At 53.8% G+C, this 18050-nt stretch carries 19 protein-coding genes and 2 pseudogenes; 14 read left to right on the top strand and 7 right to left on the bottom strand.

Features of this window, described 5'->3' with window-relative positions:
* Window positions 1–356: 356 nt before the first annotated feature.
* The 6 genes and pseudogenes from QQF33_RS20265 to QQF33_RS20240 form a co-directional block, all read left to right on the top strand.
* A complete protein-coding gene (locus QQF33_RS20265; RefSeq protein ID WP_285144702.1) occupies window positions 357–1379 on the top strand; it encodes a methionine ABC transporter ATP-binding protein in 1023 nt (340 codons plus the stop codon).
* On the top strand, window positions 1372–2040 hold the full coding sequence (locus QQF33_RS20260) for a methionine ABC transporter permease (RefSeq protein WP_285144701.1): 669 nt from the start codon (window positions 1372–1374) through the stop codon (window positions 2038–2040). The genes QQF33_RS20265 and QQF33_RS20260 overlap by 8 nt, the downstream gene beginning before the upstream one ends.
* A gap of 28 nt (window positions 2041–2068) precedes the next feature.
* Window positions 2069–2881 (top strand): MetQ/NlpA family ABC transporter substrate-binding protein, encoded by an 813-nt coding sequence (locus QQF33_RS20255; RefSeq protein WP_006174916.1) that lies wholly within the window; start codon window positions 2069–2071, stop codon window positions 2879–2881.
* 129 nt (window positions 2882–3010) lie between these two features.
* Window positions 3011–3220, top strand: coding sequence for a fumarate hydratase FumD (gene fumD, locus QQF33_RS20250; protein ID WP_045401410.1), 210 nt, complete (start codon window positions 3011–3013; stop codon window positions 3218–3220).
* An 82-nt stretch (window positions 3221–3302) separates the two neighbouring features.
* Window positions 3303–5198, top strand: coding sequence for a DUF4209 domain-containing protein (locus QQF33_RS20245; protein ID WP_285150202.1), 1896 nt, complete (start codon window positions 3303–3305; stop codon window positions 5196–5198).
* A 266-nt stretch (window positions 5199–5464) separates the two neighbouring features.
* Window positions 5465–5548, top strand: a pseudogene (locus tag QQF33_RS20240) (DUF2767 family protein); the annotation flags it as partial.
* Here the strand turns inward: QQF33_RS20240 and QQF33_RS20235 are convergent.
* From QQF33_RS20235 to QQF33_RS20220, 4 genes are read right to left on the bottom strand one after another with little or no spacing between them, the layout of a single operon-like run.
* Window positions 5529–6215: an amino acid ABC transporter permease gene (locus QQF33_RS20235; protein ID WP_285158482.1), complete on the bottom strand. Its 687-nt coding sequence runs from the start codon at window positions 6213–6215 to the stop codon at window positions 5529–5531. The pseudogene QQF33_RS20240 and the gene QQF33_RS20235 overlap by 20 nt on opposite strands.
* Entirely contained in the window at window positions 6212–6982 is a 771-nt protein-coding gene (locus QQF33_RS20230; RefSeq protein ID WP_285158493.1) for an amino acid ABC transporter permease, read from the bottom strand. The genes QQF33_RS20235 and QQF33_RS20230 overlap by 4 nt, the downstream gene beginning before the upstream one ends.
* Window positions 6982–7797 carry an amino acid ABC transporter ATP-binding protein gene (locus tag QQF33_RS20225; RefSeq protein ID WP_285144699.1) on the bottom strand — a complete coding sequence of 272 codons (816 nt, stop codon included), beginning with the start codon at window positions 7795–7797 and terminating at the stop codon, window positions 6982–6984. Before QQF33_RS20225 ends, QQF33_RS20230 begins: the two co-directional genes overlap by 1 nt.
* A 1-nt stretch (window position 7798) precedes the next feature.
* On the bottom strand, window positions 7799–8629 hold the full coding sequence (locus QQF33_RS20220) for an ABC transporter substrate-binding protein (protein WP_285150204.1): 831 nt from the start codon (window positions 8627–8629) through the stop codon (window positions 7799–7801).
* Window positions 8630–8873: 244 nt separating this feature from the next.
* On the opposite strand from QQF33_RS20220, the gene QQF33_RS20215 reads away from it, so the two are divergent.
* From QQF33_RS20215 to QQF33_RS20200, 4 genes are all read left to right on the top strand, one after another.
* Window positions 8874–9041, top strand: a complete 168-nt coding sequence (locus tag QQF33_RS20215) for a hypothetical protein (RefSeq protein WP_165790602.1) — start codon at window positions 8874–8876, stop codon at window positions 9039–9041.
* A gap of 130 nt (window positions 9042–9171) precedes the next feature.
* Window positions 9172–10497 carry a sensor histidine kinase gene (locus QQF33_RS20210; protein WP_285158481.1) on the top strand — a complete coding sequence of 442 codons (1326 nt, stop codon included), beginning with the start codon at window positions 9172–9174 and terminating at the stop codon, window positions 10495–10497.
* On the top strand, window positions 10490–11101 hold the full coding sequence (locus tag QQF33_RS20205) for a response regulator transcription factor (RefSeq protein WP_285158480.1): 612 nt from the start codon (window positions 10490–10492) through the stop codon (window positions 11099–11101). Before QQF33_RS20210 ends, QQF33_RS20205 begins: the two co-directional genes overlap by 8 nt.
* Before the next feature lie 88 nt (window positions 11102–11189).
* Window positions 11190–11669, top strand: a complete 480-nt coding sequence (locus QQF33_RS20200) for a GlcG/HbpS family heme-binding protein (protein WP_282491946.1) — start codon at window positions 11190–11192, stop codon at window positions 11667–11669.
* Between the two features lie 112 nt (window positions 11670–11781).
* On the opposite strand, the gene QQF33_RS20195 is transcribed toward QQF33_RS20200, so the two are convergent.
* On the bottom strand, window positions 11782–11922 hold the full coding sequence (locus QQF33_RS20195) for a hypothetical protein (protein WP_095281773.1): 141 nt from the start codon (window positions 11920–11922) through the stop codon (window positions 11782–11784).
* 127 nt (window positions 11923–12049) lie between these two features.
* Here QQF33_RS20195 and QQF33_RS20190 point away from each other — a divergent pair, with 127 nt between their 5' ends.
* Entirely contained in the window at window positions 12050–12832 is a 783-nt protein-coding gene (locus QQF33_RS20190; protein ID WP_285158479.1) for an MBL fold metallo-hydrolase, read from the top strand.
* A gap of 72 nt (window positions 12833–12904) precedes the next feature.
* Complete coding sequence (locus QQF33_RS20185; RefSeq protein ID WP_285158478.1) at window positions 12905–13540, top strand: carbonic anhydrase; 636 nt, start codon at window positions 12905–12907, stop codon at window positions 13538–13540.
* A gap of 49 nt (window positions 13541–13589) precedes the next feature.
* Here QQF33_RS20185 and QQF33_RS20180 read toward each other — a convergent pair whose 3' ends face one another.
* Both QQF33_RS20180 and QQF33_RS20175 read right to left on the bottom strand, forming a co-directional pair.
* Window positions 13590–15200, bottom strand: coding sequence for an FAD-NAD(P)-binding protein (locus tag QQF33_RS20180; RefSeq protein ID WP_285158477.1), 1611 nt, complete (start codon window positions 15198–15200; stop codon window positions 13590–13592).
* Between the two features lie 43 nt (window positions 15201–15243).
* Window positions 15244–15451, bottom strand: a pseudogene (locus tag QQF33_RS20175) (helix-turn-helix domain-containing protein); the annotation flags it as partial.
* Between the two features lie 348 nt (window positions 15452–15799).
* Here QQF33_RS20175 and QQF33_RS20170 point away from each other — a divergent pair.
* The gene (locus tag QQF33_RS20170; RefSeq protein WP_285144692.1) at window positions 15800–15931 is read left to right on the top strand and encodes a hypothetical protein; all 132 of its coding nucleotides are present in this window, start codon (window positions 15800–15802) and stop codon (window positions 15929–15931) included.
* Window positions 15932–16689: 758 nt separating this feature from the next.
* Window positions 16690–18012, top strand: coding sequence for a TolC family outer membrane protein (locus QQF33_RS20165; protein WP_282491923.1), 1323 nt, complete (start codon window positions 16690–16692; stop codon window positions 18010–18012).
* The last annotated feature ends 38 nt before the right edge of the window (window positions 18013–18050 follow it).

The raw sequence follows: 18050 nt of genomic DNA, 5'->3' as shown, positions 1-18050 counted from the left end.
GAAAATTTCTCAAGAAAGAACCTTTCACTGCCTATTAGAACGGAAAGTAATATAAATGCCTGATTTGGCAGTCAAGATAGCAAGCCGTAAAGTGCTCCAGATGTGAGGATGGCTATATAAGGACAAAATGCGGGAAAAATGACCGTTTTCGAGCCTGAGGCGCTGTCTCATATCCATTCCACAGATAATCATTGCTGAAAATAAGCTATTCGTTCTGCGCCCAGTCGCCACGCCACATATTCCTCAGAGTTATAAGACATGCGATTTTGTTCATTTAAAACCTCATAACCTCTGATTACTATCGTTTGGACATCCATACTGCTAAACCGCTATATGCGTAACGGATAAGAAAAAGAATGATAGTTCTGAGGAATATTTCGAAGGTTTTTGACAACGGAAAAGTGGCGCTTACCGCCGTGGATGACGTCAATTTGACGGTTGAGCAGGGGCAGATTTACGGGATTATCGGCTACAGCGGTGCCGGAAAAAGTACGCTGATCCGTCTGCTGAACGGGCTGGAAAAGCCGACGTCAGGCAGCGTAACCATCAGCGGTCAGGAGATCTCCTCGGCGAAAGGGGAAGAGCTGCGTCAGGCGCGTCTGAAGATCAGCATGGTGTTCCAGCACTTCAACCTGCTGTGGTCGCGCACGGTGACAGAAAACATCGCCTTCTCGATGCAAATCGCGGGCGTTCCCAAAGCCAAAATCAAAACGCGCGTCGCCGAGCTGGTGGATCTGGTGGGGCTGAAAGGCCGCGAAAATGCCTATCCGTCACAGCTCAGCGGCGGGCAGAAACAGCGCGTCGGCATCGCTCGTGCGCTGGCGAATAATCCCGATGTGCTGCTGTGCGACGAAGCCACGTCCGCGCTCGACCCGCAAACGACGGATCAGATCCTCGATCTGCTGCTCGACATTAACCGTCGTTTCAATCTCACCATCGTGCTGATCACCCACGAGATGCACGTGGTGCGCAAAATCTGCGACCGCGTGGCGGTCATGGAAAACGGCAAAGTGGTGGAGGAGGGGGACGTCCTGAGCGTCTTCACCCATCCGCAAAAACCGATCACTCAGCAGTTTGTGCGCCAGGTGAGCCAGTACGCCGAGGAAGAAGCTTTCAATCCGGAGCTGGCGAACGAGCTGGAAGGGACGGTGATCCGCCTGACCTTTACCGGACACAGCACCCACAAGCCCGTCGTCGGGGAATTGACCCTGCGCTACGGCCTGCCGTTCAACATTCTGCACGGCAAAATGACGCAAACCGCACACGGCGTTTTCGGCCAGCTCTGGCTGCACGTGGTGGCATCCGAAGAACAACTGAACAATATACTCGCCGACCTGAAGCACAGCGATATTGAAGGCGAGGTGATTAAACATGCCTGAAACTCTTTTTCCGCATCTGAAATGGGACCAGCTGTGGGCCGCCACCCTGGAGACGCTCTACATGACGGCGATTTCCGGCGTCGCGACCTTTGCCTTAGGGATTGTCTTGGGCCTGGCGCTGTTTCTGACCGCGCGCGGCGGGCTGTTCCATAACCGCACGGTCTACAGCGTGATTTCAATCGTGGTGAACGTCTTCCGTTCGATTCCGTTCATCATCCTGATTGTCTTACTGATCCCATTCACTAAGACCATCGTCGGGACGATTCTGGGCGCTAACGCCGCGCTCCCGGCGCTGATTGTCGGTGCCGCTCCGTTCTATGCGCGTCTGGTGGAGATCGCCCTGCGCGAAGTAGACAAAGGGGTGATCGAGGCGACGCGTTCGATGGGCGCTCGCCTGAGCACCTTAATTTTTCGGGTTTTACTGCCGGAATCCTCACCCGCCCTGGTATCAGGCATCACGGTCACGCTGATTGCCCTGGTGAGCTACAGCGCCATGGCGGGGGTGATTGGGGCAGGAGGTTTGGGAAATCTGGCTTATCTGGAAGGATTCCAGCGCAACCACGGTGATGTCACGCTGGTGGCAACGGTGACCATTTTGATCATCGTTTTCATTATCCAGTTCTGCGGCGACGTCATTACTTCACTGTTAGATAAACGCTAAAAACAATTAATTCACAGGAACACACATCATGAAAAAGACACTGACACTGATTGCCGCCGCAACCCTGAGCGCCCTGAGCTTTGCCTCCTGGGCGGATACGCTGACCGTTGGCGCATCCAACACCCCGCACGCTGAAATTCTGGAGCAGGCGAAACCGATTCTGGCGAAACAGGGTATCGATCTGGAGATCAAACCCTTCCAGGACTACATCCTGCCTAACACCGCGTTGGCGGGCCGTGACATCGACGCGAACTACTTCCAGCACATTCCGTATCTGAACAGCGTGCTGAAAGATCATGCGGGCGACAAAGATTACGATTTCGTCAGTGCCGGGGCGATCCACATCGAGCCAATTGGCATCTACTCCAAAAAATACAAATCCCTGAAAGATCTGCCGGAAGGCGGCAAAATCATCATGCGTGATGCGGTGTCTGAAGAAGGCCGTATTCTCTCTATCTTCGAGAAAGAGGGCGTGATTAAGCTCAAGCCAGGCATCGACAAAGTGACTGCGCGCATCAGCGACATCGTGGAAAACCCGAAAAAACTGCAGTTCACCCCGAACGTCGAAGCTTCTCTGCTGCCGCAGATGTATAACAATGATGAAGGCGCGGCGGTAGTGATCAACGCCAACTACGCCATCGACGCGGGCCTCGACCCGGTTCATGACCCAATCGCGGTAGAGAGCGGTGAGAACAACCCATACGCGAACATCATCACCGTACATCGCGGTGACGAGAAGAAGAAAGATATCGTCGCGCTGGTGGACGTGCTGCACTCCAAAGAGATTCAGGACTGGATCCGCACCAAATATAAAGGCGCAGTCATCCCAGTCAATAACTAAGCACGGTCGGTCCCCTCTCCCTTTGGGAGAGGGTTAGGGTGAAGGGAAACCGCGGTTTCCCTTCACCCTTTTTTGTATCCATTCTGTTAATCATTTAAGCTGCTCCTTTACAGCAATGGAGTGATAGCAATGGGCAATGTGACTAAAGACGACGCGCTTTATCAGGAAATGTGCCGGGTAGTCGGAAAGGTCGTTCTTGAGATGCGGGATTTAGGCCAGGAGCCGAAGCATATCGTCATTGCGGGCGTACTGCGTACCGCGCTGGCGAACCAGCGCGTGAAACGCAGCGAATTGACGACAGAAGCGATGGAAACAGTGGTTAAAGCGCTGGCGGGGTGAAGCACTAGTTTACAGTTTTATCCGACAGTACTTCTTCGCAATAAGAATGCCTGCGGTACATAATTAACCGCAGGATTTTCCGATGATGAACAAAGGACAAGTCATGGAAGATAATGAGAACAATGGACAAAGTGAAGAGCAACCTGCGGTTGTAACGCCAATTGTTCTGGCGACGGAGCAAGATTTTTCCACTTTTAATTTAGACAGCATGTTATCTGGCAATACTGATTTTTCTTGCAGAATACTGGCGCGTGAATTATCTGCGCTAGCCGAAAAAGATACAGAGAGTGACGCAAACAAACGTGTTTATGAATTGATGAAAGCCATATGCAGCTTTCATTTAAGAACTGATGATCCAGCCCAACCATGGGGGCCATCATGGGAAGGCCCGACTGGTCGTACATACATACCGAGTGATTTTCGTGGTGAACAAAATGAAATTCTTTTTGCAATAGTTTCAAAAATAAACAATTTACCACTCCGTGCAAGAATTGCTGATGTAATATGGTATAACAATAAAAAGAGAAAAGAAGCAGCTGAAATAGCAATTGAGGCTTATGCAGATATTATTGCGAAAGTTGAAAGTGGTGAGTTGAACGGGGAAGATAATAATATAAAACTCAGCCATATTGAGGCAATATTTAATAGAGCAATGCAGATCTCGGCACTTACACAAAAGAAAGGTAATGTTCCGACAGGATTGAGAAAGGCATTTGAAAGTGTTCGCAAACGCGCTATTGATGCAAAACACTATGTTATATATGAGAGGGTTACTCGTCTTGGTTGCAACAAAAATCTATTAGAATGGGCGGTTATAGCTACTGAGGCCAAAGTTATAGCGAGTACGGCAGAACAGGATAGTTATCCCGAGGCAGTAAAGAAAGTATGGCATTTAGCAGCCACTGCGTTTGAAAAGACAGGTGATAATGAATCCAGGAAATTATGTTTAGATAATGTTGTCGCTCAAACATTAAGAATGAGGGACTCAGTCTGTCAGGCATCTGCGAAAGCATATTGGGTCTCAGTAGCGATAAGTGAACTTCGCGCAATAGGAGGCCGAAAAGAGCGAATTGCAAAGCTATTCGAAGAACAGCGGTTTTTGCAATTAGAGTCCCTGGATGAAATTTCAACATTTAGAACACCAATAAATACAGAGAAAGAAGAAAAAGAGATTCAGGAAATATATGCGCAACTTTCTCTTTCAGAGTGTCTACTCCAATTCGCCGTTGAAGATTTTATCATTCCGGAAGAGATACTCCGTGCCAAGGCTGATTTCAAACGTAAAGAGAGTCTTTTCAGTAATCTAATGAGTTCAGTTTATACTGACAATGAAGGGAAGGTATATGCAAAAACGCCATCAGCGCAGTTTAATGAAACTCCCTCCGAAGAATGGTATAAGGCTGAAGCTATAAAAACACTTGATATCTTCTATCAAAGACTTTTTTATTGTTTCATCCTTCCAGTTCGTTATTCGCTATCAACCAGGTTTTCGATTGAAGAAAGACACTTTGAAAATATAGTGGCACTAAGTCCTTTTGTGCCAAATTCCCATCATCATATTTTTGCATTGGGTTTTTCTCGACTGTTTCAAGGTGATTATGCCACATCGGCTTATCTCCTGATTCCACAGTTAGAGAATTCAATTCGCTTTTACATGCTAAATTTAAACCGCGAAACATCTAAAATGGATAACGATCTTCTTCAGGAAGACCGTTCCTTATCAGGTATGCTTGAGAATTTACGACCAGAACTTGAGAGTGTGTTTGGCAAAGAGTTAGTTAACACGATTGATCTATTATTCAATTACAAACCAGGACCTTCTTTACGTCATGAAATAGCTCATGGAAAACTGTCAACTCAAGGTTGTTTTAGTGCTGCCGCGATATATGCCTGTTGGGTGATCTATCGATTAGTATGTTGGCCGTTAGCTGATGCCTGGGAGGATCATATTGCCCCTGGGATTGACGAAGCTGAATGAGGTTTATTGTACGAACCAGTCAATTGTAGATTCTACATATCCTCTGGCGAGTTTAGTATTTTCCTAGCCGAGAGTTGGGGGGGGGGCCAGTCCTGGCGCAACGGTGGAGAGTTGGCCATGCAAAAATGGGTGATGTTACGGCTTTTTGTACCAAATTAGTTTGTGTCTCGAACATAGCGCAATGTGTATTAGAGCGGAAATACCGATTGGCAACCTGTAAGGTGTCGCGTTGCAAGTTTCGACCCGCAATAGTTGCATATCAAAAGATCGCGCTGGCGAACCAGCGCGTGAAACGCAGCGAATTGACGACAGAAGCGATGGAAACGGTGGTTAAAGCGCTGGCGGGGTAAATCGCCAGCGTTTCGCGACCTGCTCAAGACCACAGCAGAGCAGGTAATAGACCACGCCGGTAAAGATAAAAATGGCCGCCGGGTAAATCTGCACCCGGTTGTTCACCTGTCCGGCGACGGTCGTCAGCTCCGGCACGTTGACAATAAAGGCCAGCGACGTATCTTTCAGCAGGCTGATAAAAATCCCCAGCAGAGACGGCAGAATATTACGTAACACCTGCGGGAGCAGGATCAGCCACAGCGTCTGCTGCGTGCCAAACCCCTGGGTTAGCGCCGCTTCGTATTGCCCGCCGGGCAACGCCCGAAGCCCGGCCAGCACCGAGTGCATCACCGCCGCCGCGGTAAACCACGCCAGCGCCAGCGTGACGGTCAACGCGCCGGGCAGATCGCCGCCCGTCAGCAGCGGCAGCAAATACCACATCCAGAAAATCACGAAGATCAGCGGGATACCGCGAATCAGCTCCGCCCACAGAAACAGCGTTCTGCGCACGATACCCGGAAAACGCCAGGCCAGCGCGGCGAGGGCAATCCCGCCCGGCAAGGCCAGCGCGGCGGCGCCCAGCGCCATCAGCAGCGTCAGCAACACGCCGCCAGGTTCCCCCGCCGACATCCGCCCCCACAGCAGATAATCCAGGTTTTCAGTAATCACGTTCAGTCCGGCGATCATGCGCGTTCCCTCCCTGCACGGATGGCCGTTGGACGCGGGCGGCGTTTCACGGTCGACGGTCCAAGTTTCACCAGCAGCAGCCCGAGCACCACGCCGGTCAGCAGATACAGCACGGTGCCGACGGTAAAGGCCTCCAGCGCGTGGGCGTTGTAACTCTCAATCTGCCGCACCTGATAGGTCAGCTCGGCAAACCCGATCCCGCTTGCCAGCGACGAGAGTTTCATTAAGTTCAGATACTGCCCGACGACCGGCTGCCAGGCGTTCGCCAGCCCCTGGGGCAGAAGGATGTAGCGGAACAGCCGCCAGGAAGAAAACCCCTGCGCCAGCGCCGCCTGTCGCTGTCCGGATGACACCGCCTGTAAACCCGAGGCGATCTCTTCGATCAAAAACGCCGACGTAAACACCCCCAGCCCCCAGGCGGAACAGAGAAACTCCGGCGTAAACCACCAGACGTCACCCGGCAGAATCGACCAGCTGTGATCGGCGTTGATGTAATCGCGAAACGCGCGCGGCAGCCCGTTCCAGGCGGCGAAATACCAGAACAGCAGCTGGACCAGTAACGGCGTATTGCGAAACAGAGAGACCCACACCGCCACAAGGGCGTTGCCCGTTTTTCCGCCTGCCAGCCGCAGGAGCAAAAACAGAATCGCGAAGACGCTGGCGATGATCATGCCTGCCAGCGTCACCCACAGCGTGGTGAGAAAACCGGATAAAATCCACTGCAAGGGCTGTCCGGAAAGCACCCCTTGCCAGTCGAGGGCGGGCATCACGGTAACTCCTGATGCAGCGGGTTGAGCACCTTTTGCAGGAACTGTCGGGCGCGAGGATGTTCCGGATGGCGGAAGAACTGCTCCGGCGGGGCGGTCTCCAGGATCTGTCCGCCGTCGATAAACACCACCCGGTCGGCGATCTCGCGGGCAAACTGCATCTCGTGCGTCACGACGATCATCGTGATGCCGCTGTGGGCGAGGGCCTTCATCACCTGCAACACCTCGCCAATCATCTCCGGATCGAGGGCCGACGTCGGCTCATCAAACAGGATGATTTGCGGCGAGGACGCCAGCGCCCTGGCAATCGCCACGCGCTGCTGCTGCCCGCCGGACAGCTCCGCTGGATAATGCTCTGCTTTCTCCACCATCCCGACTTTATCGAGCAGCGTCAGAGCGCGCTCCTGAGCCTGCGGCGCTTTCCAGCCGTGCACATGCTCCAGCGCCAGGCTAATGTTCTGGCTGGCCGTCAGATGGGCGTAAAGATTAAATTGCTGGAACACAAATCCGACCCGGCTGCGCAGCTGGCGCAGGGCCGTGCCGGTCAGTTTGCCGGTGGGTTTGCCGTCGATCAGGATTTCGCCGCCGTTCAGCGACTCAAGCTGGTTAATCAGACGAATCAATGTGGACTTACCGGAACCGGACGGGCCGAGGATCGCCACCACTTCTCCGGGCGCGATGCTGAGGTTAATCCCTTTTAAAACCGGATGATCGCCGTAGCGTTTGACCACCTCGCGGAACTCAACGCTTGCCTGGTCCAGATGTGAAAAATCCGCGGCACGGGCCGCGGAGCGTGAAAATAAACCTGAGAGCATATTACTGGGCTTCTATTTTAAAGGCGCGAGGCTGAGGTGACTGAGTTTGCGGGCCGAACCAGACGTCATAGATTTTGGCCGCGTCGCCGGTTTTCTCCAGATTCACCAGCTCGTCGTTAACCACTTTCAGCAGCGCGGTTTCGCCTTTCTTCACCCCCACGCCGATCTCCTCTTTACTCAGCAAGTCCGGCAGGATTTTGAAATCGGCTTTATCTGGCGCCTGTGCCAGCAGGCCCGCCAGAATGGTGCTGTCCTGAGTAATCGCCTGCACGTTGCCGTTACGCAGGGCGGTTAACGCCAGCGGAATATCGTCATAAGAGAGCACGCGAGACTGCGGGAAACGCTGATGTAGCGCCTGCTCACCGGTGGTGCCTTTCACCGCCCCGATGCGCGCTTTGCTGTAGGCATCCAGTTTATCCGCCGATTTTGCCGGGACCAGGAACTGCTGACCGGTCACGAAATAGGGTGTGGAGAAATCGATCACCTGCGCACGCTCCGGAGTGATGGTGATGTCGGCGACGATCAGATCGGCCTTGCCCGACTGCAGCAGCGGAATGCGGTTCGCCGGGTTGGTGGCGACCAGCTCCAGCTTCACGCCGAGCTTTTTAGCCAGCGCTTTGGCGAAATCGACGTCATACCCGACGATGTCGTGGGTTTTGGCATCGATCGAGCCGAACGGCGGGTTGGCGTCAAAGGTCGCGACCTTCACCACGCCAGCGGCTTTGATATCCGCCAGCTGATCGGCCTGAGCCTGCGTCGATAAAAAGCCGCCTGCGGTCAGTAAACCCAGTGCCAGCGCCAGTCTGTGATAATGCTTTTTGTGTGTAGCCATAGTTCCCTCAAGTATCCCGTTGTTTTTGTTTTGTTCGAATACGCTCCCATAAGCGTTATGTATCGCCAAATAAGAAAATGTTCTTTGCTATATAAGAAAAGTTATTAGTGAACAGGGTGTTACGGGTAAGTGACGGGAAACGTCGCATTTGCGGATTCTGAAAATGGTCAGCTGATATTGGTATTTCCGTTAAGTCGGGTTTGGGTTTTAACTGAGTTCAGACGCAATCGAGAGGAGTCGGGCCATGCAAAACTGGGTGAATACGTTACGGCGGTTTTTTGTCGCCAAATCAGAGAGTGCGGAGAACAGCGCGCAACGTGTTATTGAATCGGTGCTGCCGATTGCCAGTCTGTATGGCGTCGATGTGGCCAACATCGACCCGGAGTGGTTCCATGACAAAACACCACGCTGAGTTACGGCGTACGCGCCTGACCTACTGGAACGAACTGTGCAGCCGATACCTGAACGTATCGGCATTTTTTTGTTCTTAATCGGTCAACCTGCTAAGGTCTAAGGCAAAAATCACCTCGCCTGAAGACCGAATGACCAGCCAAAAATTGATCCGACGAGCCCTGGTGGTGTGGATAATTCTCTGCCTGCTGAGCAGCGTCCTGCTGTATGCCGAACAGATCCGTCGCCAGTTCTGGGAGCGCGATCGCGAATTCACCGCGCTCTTCTCCGGCATCAGCGCCGTGCTGACGCAAAACGAGTCCGTGCTGCCGCTGCTCAATGGCGATGAAGACCTGACGGCGCTGCGCAAAAAATTCCCCCAGATCCTCGGCCTGGAAAAAACGCACGACCGTGCGCTGGACGCCGCCCGCGTTGAGCCGCTCGGCGACGAACAATACTGGCTCTACAACCCGTGGCGGCAGATTCGGGTGCGAATCGATCTGCGCCCGCTGCTCACGGCGGCGCATGAATTTTCCCCTCTGCACATCAATCTGTCGGCGACTGCCTCAGAACCTTCGACCGCGTTCTGGCACTGGCAGCGCGATTTCCCCCAGCATACCCAGCCCTTCACGCTGACGGCGGATGCCGAACCGCGCTGGCTGCAAATCTCCTGGGCGCTGTTCCCGCTGCTGTTCCTCGGCTGGGCGGGCATTGTCGCTGTGGGCGCGGGCGTGGTCTGGCAACGGTTGCAGCGATTAAACGCCGAGCGGCGCGCCTGGTATTATCAGCACGCGCGCCTCAACACCCTGGGGGAGATCACCGCCGGGATTGTGCACGAGATCAACCAGCCGCTGACGGCGGCACAAACCTGGATCCAGGGCGCGCAGCGCCAGTTGGGGCAGGATAACCCTGCGGCGGTTTCCCATGCGCTCGATGCGGCGCGGGTACAGACCCAGCGCATCGGCGAACTGCTGGCGCGCTTTCGCGAACATGTGGTGCAGGAAAAAGTCACCCTGAGCGAGGTCGATCTGGCCGAGTGCTGGCAGCACGTAGGCAATTTGCTGGAGCATGAGCGCAGAAATGAGCACATCACCGTCAGCCACCATTTCCCGCCGGAGGCCGCGCGCGTGCAGGCGGACCGGCTGTGGCTCGAGCAGGTGCTGCATAATCTGCTCAGCAATGCGATTCAGGCGCAGCAGGAGAACGCGCGCGGCTGGGTGCATATCACCAGCCAGCGTCAGAGCGAGGTCATAGAAATCATCATGACCGACGGCGGGCCGGGGTTCAGCCCCGAGGCGCTGAATAATGCTTTTATGCCGTTCTACAGCGGCAGAGAAAAGGGGATTGGCCTCGGGATGACGCTCACGGAATCCCTGATGCTGCGCATGAACGGCAGTATCACGCTCGGCAACGCGCCGCAGGGCGGAGCGAAGATTGTGTTGCAACTGGAACCGGGTAAAGGAGCCGCGCATGACTAATGTGGTGTATTTGATTGATGACGACGCCGCCATCCGGGAGTCGATGGCGTTTCTGCTTTCGGGCATGAACTGGGAGGTGCAAACCTTCGCCAGCATCGAGGCGTTTACGGCACAACATGACGCGGAAAAAGCGCTCACCGGCTGTCTGCTGCTGGACATGCGTATGCCGGGCAAGGGTGGCTTAACCTGGCTGGAGGAGGGCGTGTGGCCGTGGCCGCTGCTGCCGGTGATCATTATGACCGGACACGGCAGCGTGGATGCCTGCCGTCGCGCGTTTCACACCGGCGTGTTTGAGTTTTTCACCAAGCCGCTGGACGCCGATAAACTCATCGAGACTCTCGCCCGCGCGTTCGAAGAGAGCCAGCGCCGCACGGCCAACTGGCAGGAGCTGAAACGGGTGAAAGCGCTGTTTGAACAGCTAACGGCGCGCGAGCATGAAGTGCTGGCCGAACTGATAGAGGGGCGCAGCAATAAAGAGGTGGCGGCGCGTTTGAATCTTTCTCCGAGAACCGTTGAAGCGCACCGCGCGGCGCTGTTTGCCAAGCTCGGAGTGAGCAGCCTGGTGCAGGCGATACGCGAATACGACAAATTGCAATCCGTATAACTACCAGGTGGCCTGCGTAATCAACCGAATATCGCTCCATCGCGCATCCCGATAGCATCGCCTTGTCTCCCACATTCGAGGAATTGCGATGAAAAAGTTCATGACGGTGGCCGCGCTGGTGGCAGGAATGGTATCGGTATCCGCCCAGGCAGATACTTTGACGCAGAAAAATATCTCTCTGACCGAGGCGAATGCGCTGGCGAGCGCGGCGATTCAGGCCTGTAGCGCCAAAAATTATCAGGTGAGCGTGACGGTGGTGGATCGCGCGGGCGTGGTGAAAGCGGTGCAGCGCACCGATAACGCCGGTCCGCACACGGTGAAAGCCAGCGAGATGAAAGCGTTCACGGCGCTCAGCACCAAAAATGCCTCCGGCAAAGTGATGGAAGCCGCGCAGAGCAACGCGGGTGCGCAGAATATGCGTGACGTGCCGGGGTTCTTATTGCTGGCGGGTGGCTTGCCGGTGAAAGAGGGCGACGAAGTGATCGGTGCGATCGGTATCGGCGGTGCGCCGGGCGGTCAGCTGGATGAGGCGTGTGCGCAGCAGGCGCTGGATGGGTTGAAGAAGTAGTTCGGTGCGGGGTTATCGCCCGGTGGCGCTGCGCTTACCGGGCCTACAAAACCATCAATGGCATCGGTTTTTGTAGGCCGGGTAAGGCAAAGCCGCCACCCGGCAAAAAACCTCAGATCTTACACGCATCACCGCAATCATCGTCGGCAACAACCGCCTGCGCTTTCTTGTCTGCATCTTCCAGACGTTCCGCGTTGCGCTCTTGCGCTTCTTCAAGGCCGTTAAACACCAGATTATCGAGATCAATTTCCATCATACACCTGCTTTGTTCAGTTTTTGCTGTTGGCAGATTATAGGATAAAAAAGTCAGGGAAAGTACCTCACCGCACGTAACGCCAATCCCTGCCATACTCTGTCTCTGACGGATAAGAGGAGGGAAAATGATCACACTCTGCAAAACCTGCGGGACATCCTATGACACCACACCCGCGCGCTGCGCGATTTGCGACGACGAGCGCCAGTATGTGCCCGTCGGCGGGCAACAGTGGGTGGATTACGACACCGTGACGCAAAACCATACTAACAAATGGCAGCAGCTTGAGCCGGGCCTGTTAACCCTCAAAACCGTTCCCAAATTTGCCATCAACCAGCGCGCGATCCTGCTGCAAACGCCGCACGGCAACGTGCTGTGGGACTGCATCGCCACGCTCGACCCGGCCACGCTAACGCTGATTAAGGCGCTGGGCGGACTCCATGCCATCGCGATTTCCCATCCGCATTACTACACCACCATGCAGGACTGGGCGGCGGCGTTTGACGCTCCGGTCTATCTCCACGCCAGCGACCGGGAGTGGGTGATGCGCGACAGCCCGGCGCTCCACTTCTGGCAGGGCGATTCGCTGGATATTTTACCTGGCGTCCGGCTGCTGCGTCTGGGCGGGCACTTTGCTGGCGGCACGGTACTGCACTGGAATAACGACAGCGGCGTCCTGCTCGCCGGGGATATTTTGCAGGTCACCCCCGGCGCGGACCGCGTCTCCTTTATGTGGAGTTACCCGAACATGCTCCCGCTGCCCGGGTCGGCGGTGGAGGGGATCACCGATCGCCTGAAAACGGTCTCCTTCGAGCGGCTGTACGGCGCGTTCGAGGGCCAAAACATCACTGAGAATGCTCATGAAATCGTCATGCAATCAGGGGAGAAATATATTTCTTGTATGAAATAAAGCGCGGTGGGTAAACTCAGGAAGCGTGATCGCGATCATGCCTAAACTAAAACAGATAAAAGAGACATTGCTATGCAACATATCATTGAAGGTTTTCTCAGCTTTCAAAAAGAGATTTTCCCGCAACGTAAAGAACTCTTCCGCAGTTTAGCGTCCAGCCAGAATCCCAAAGCGCTTTTCATCTCCTGCTCAGACAGCCGACTGGTCCCTGAACTGGTGACGCAGCAGGAACCGGGACAGCTCTTTGTCATTCGTAATGCTGGCAATATCGTGCCGCCATTTGGTCCTGAACCGGGCGGTGTCTCTGCGACGATTGAGTACGCGGTAGTAGCGCTGGGCGTGACCGACATTGTGATCTGCGGCCACTCCAACTGCGGTGCGATGAAGGCGATTGCCGACAACGCCAATCTCGACCCGATGCCTGCGGTCTCCCACTGGCTGCGCTACTCCGATGCCGCCAAAGCGGTGGTGGAGAACAAAACCTGGGTGACGCCGACCGACAAAGTGAACGCGATGGTGCAGGAAAACGTCTTCGCCCAGCTGAGCAACATCAAAACCCATCCATCGGTGGCAGTGGGCCTGCGCAATAACGCCATCCGCCTGCACGGCTGGGTGTACGACATCGAAAGCGGCGCGATTCTGGCGCTGGATAAAGAGAGCAAAACCTTTATCTCCCTGTCTGACAATCCGCAGGTTTACTTCGAGTAAACTGTTGTCAGGGCGGGAGTTTACCCGCCCTGACACACTCCACCAGACCTTACCATTCGATCGGCGGCAACCGCCGACGCGCCCGTGACGCACGCTGCGTTATCGCTTTCGCCATCGCCTCGCCAATCTCCGCGCACACGGTAAGCCCCTGAACAAAAGGCTGATCGTGCATCAGATACGGCAACGCCCCAAAGGCAATCCGCCCACGCACGCTGTCGGGCGCGAGCAGGGTGTAATCCTCGCCGACGTCCGGGATTTCATCGCCATTTTCCTGCAGCTGCTGGCGCAGGGTCGGGAACGGCAGGTCTTTCGTTTTCAGCGGCTTCTGCCCGCGGGCATCGATAAACAGATCGAATTCCACTTTTTTACCCTCAAAGACAATCTCCGTGCGGTCGCCCTGCACATCCATTTCATACTCAGCGCCCAGCGCCACCACGCTGATAATCCCTGCCTCGCGCAACGCCAGCAGACGGCGAATCGACTGGGACGGGATGGCGGCGTAGTTGTCGATGAAAATACGTGACAGCCCGGCGTCAAAGCGTTTGCGGTCCTGTCTGGTCAGATGCGGGACGATCTCCTGCACGATTTCATGCAGGCGCAAAATGGTGTAGCGCCAGGGCACCGTACGTTTGTCGCGTTTGTTGCGCTCGACTTCATCGAGGTTTGATTGCGCCCAGCTGAAGGGATCGTGCTTGTGGCGCTCGGCGAAGTAGGCGTCGTGGAAGCTGTCGGCGTTAAGCGTCGGCAAGTTGATGGAGGCGCTCCACTGCGGGTCGGCGAGCTCGATTTCTTGAACTATCAGGCTAAACACGCGATCCAGCAGGCCGTCCGATCCGGCGGCGATTTCCGCCTCGATCGCCTGTTCGCTCACGAGCGTTAACGGTTCGTAGGGCAGCGGGCAGTAAAAATCTGCTTCCGGCAGAATGCCCGAACGGGACATCAGAACGATGTTGAGCGCTTCGCTGCCTTTATCTAGCCTGAATTCTACCGGCTGATTTTCCGGCTCGATAAAGTCGCCGTGCTGGATGGCGACGGCCATCGCTGCGTCCAGTCCGCTAAGAGACGTACCCATAATGCCGACGCGACAGGCGTTGATTTTGGCCTCCATCAGCCCGGACCAGGGGCTCGGGAAGTACGAGCGGGTCGATTCGTCATCGTCCGGCCAGACGTGTCCGGTGGCGAGTACGGCGAGATCGTAAGTCGTGGGTTCTGCCCGGTTATCCGCCCAGATTTTGACGCCCGCAGGCGTGGCTTCGAGATCCGTGACCTGGCAGGATTCGTGGACCTTAATCGCAAAGCCGTTTTCTCGGGCCTGGCGCACCAGCTGCACAAACTGGTCGCGATAGTACTCGCCCAAAAGAATGCGCGGCAGGAACTGGCGGTCATGAAGCGTGGATTTCTCCACACCGTAGCGGGCCAGATGCGCGCTGCTTTGGGTGCGCAGCCAGTCGAGGTAGGTCGAAAAAAGCGGCGGGATTTCGATACTGGCAATGTTCGCCAGCATCATCCGCGAGTTGTCTTCATCGCTGTAGGGCATGCCAACACCGGCTTCGTCGCCTTGCTCGTAGAGCGTCACTGCGAGGGGTGTCTGGTTTTTCAGCAGGGAGAAGAGGGTGTAAATGCCGGTGGGTCCGGCACCGATAATCGCAATCTGTTTCATCCACATTCACCTGTTATTATTTTTTCTTCCAGAAAACAGTGGGCTAATACTTCGCCGGGAGTTTATTGATTTTCACCAGCCGGCCTTCGTTCATTTCGACGTATCCGCCGGTTTTCAGCTCGGCCAGTATTTTCAGTATCCCGCTGCGGGATAAATGGGTTTTGGTCCGGATATATTTCTCCACCAGTGGTACTGGCGCGAAACGCTTCGCTTTCGGTCATCAACTCCATTAGCTGGTAGCGAATAATCTCATCTTAAAGAGTATACACGCTGTCAATATAACGGGCGTGACAGCGCCCCGGAATTTTCTCATCGCTGTACGCATAAAAATAATTTCACTTAAAACACTTAATATTTTAATGAGATAGCTTAAATTCACCTGTCGCCTCGCTCGAATTATCAGCAATCCCCTCGTATAGTTAGTGAGCAGCAAAATGCTGCTTACCCTATCGGAGTTCCAAATGAAATCCACCATCTTAAATGTGAATAAAGAGCAGCCTAAGCAGCCGCAACAACCACAAAAACAGCCAAACGATCACGGCAAACAACAACCGAGCAAAAGTAAATAGCTTGAGTTCATCGTATTTGACGGAGGCTTTATGGCTGAACGTCCTGATTTAATTGATCCGGTCCCTGAAGATGACCCGATTCCTGGTGACGATATCCCTGAAACACCTGATGTGAATGATCCCTTGCTACCTGAAGATCCGGATGTTGTAAAACCGCTCTGACCACATCAGCAATCAAACCGCCTACGGGCGGTTTTTTTACGCCTCAAGATGAGTTGTGCCGTGCTGACGGCCAGGCGTCATCTCACTGTTGTTATGAGCGCTTTTCAGTAAAGGTGAGAAAGTATTTAAAAAACATAAACAGTTGGCTTGAAACTCAATGGCTTTGTTATCACTCTGTTTTATTTATTACATATAAGATAAAACACCATTATTAACATTAATGATGGTGTTAAATGCTGCTTAGAAGTTAAGGGTAGCACGCCATCCTATCCGCTCGGTCATTACCCGTTGATTATTCATTAAGCAATCAGCTTAATCATAAAACTGACGATTCTTTGAAAATCTTTGTGTCAGATGAATGGCGGAATTAACTCAAAAATGTACAGGTGGGGCGGGAGGATATTTCCTTTGATAACAGCGCTTTATTATTTGAGTAAAAAACACACTTTTTACATTATGCCGAGTAAAGGGAAACATTTTTCTTGTTATTAACACGTCGTTAACATTGGAGGTGTAGTTCCACTTAAGGCATTTTGTTATGCTCCAGGTTAAATAGTACTAATGAATAAGCTCATTCTTAATTGAAATTAATCCAAAGGAAGCGGGTCTTTAATACAAGACTGACTCTGATGTTGGGTGATAATTTCGGGATGGGATCATATGTACTTTATGCGAGTCTCTTCTACTCCCTTCGAGGTAGATAAAAGAGGTGGTCATTAAAAAACATCCTTGTGGGGGTGAAAGAGAAGGACGAAATTATGAGAAAGATACTTTTCCTCGGTTCGACACTGATATTCGCTTCAATATTAATTCCGCGCGCACTGGCCTTAAACACGCCAGTGGGAACTGCCCTTGTCCCTTCAACTTCATTAAAAGAAAGTATTCTTTTTGCGTTTGATCGCGATCCCTCAATTAGCCAGCAGGCGGCACAGATGGGGATTGGACAGGCGCAAATTGATGAAGCGCGCAGTGGATGGATGCCACAAGTTGCCCTCAATGGCAGCACGGGCCACAGTCAAACCACTGACTCCAGCGGATCGCTGAAGAATTCCGCGTCCTGGGGATTAACCCTGACGCAGCTCGTTTATGACTTCGGTAAAACGAACAGCTCGATCAACCAGACTTCATCTCAGCGCGACAGCTACCGTTATCAGCTGATGGACACGCTGTCTGACGTCGCGGAAAAAACCGCCCTGAGCTACGTTGAGGTCAAGCGTTATATGGACCTGACACAGGCGGCAGAAGAGAATGTTAAGGCGCTCAAAAATGTGCAACGTCTGGCGCAGCTGCGTTCGAATGCCGGTTTAAGCTCCAACTCGGATGAGCTCCAGACCGAGACGCGCATTGCCGGTATGCAGGCAACGGTCCAGCAATACAACGCGGCTCTCCAGAGTGCGCGGGCCAGGCTTGCGGTCCTGACGGGCGTGAACGCGACGCAGCTTTCTTCCCTGCCGCAGAGCCTGGAGAACAAGCAGGATTCTCTGGATACCATTGATTACTCGATGATTCCAAAGGTTCTGGCCGCCAGCACCATGGAAACCTCCGCGCAATATGGCGTCGACCGGGCCAAATCTCAGTACTGGCCGACGGTGAGCGTCCAGGGCGGGCGAACGCGCTATGAGTCGAACAACCGTTCTTATTGGGACGATCAAATTCGACTGAACGTTGAGGCCCCTCTGTATCAGGGCGGCGCCGTCTCTGCCCGCGTGCGTCAGGCGCAGGGTGCCCGCGCAATGGCCACCTCCCAGGTGGAACAGGCGCGCTTCGATGTGCTGCAAAAAGCCTCCGTGGCCCAGGCGGACTGGACCGGTGCGCGCGGGAGAATGGAAGCCGGAAAAGTGCAGCTGCAAAATGCCTTACGCACTCGTGATATTTATAAAAATGAATACACCTTAAGCAAAAGAAGTATCAACGATTTGCTCAGCGTCGAGCAGGACGTCTGGCAGGCAACCCTGTCAAAAATAACCGCGGAATATGATGGCTGGAGTTCTGCTATTAATTATTCTTCCGCCACCAATAATTTAATGTCGCTGGTGGGGATTGATAATAATGCCGGCGTCAAAATACCCGATTTAAGTTAATACCTCGCGGTTTAACCGCATCAATAAGTTTGGAAGTC

Source organism: Lelliottia wanjuensis (assembly GCF_030238365.1).
GTDB lineage: Bacteria > Pseudomonadota > Gammaproteobacteria > Enterobacterales > Enterobacteriaceae > Enterobacter > Enterobacter wanjuensis.
Note: the sequence above shows the minus strand (reverse complement) of the source record. Positions and strands in the feature narration are given on the sequence as shown.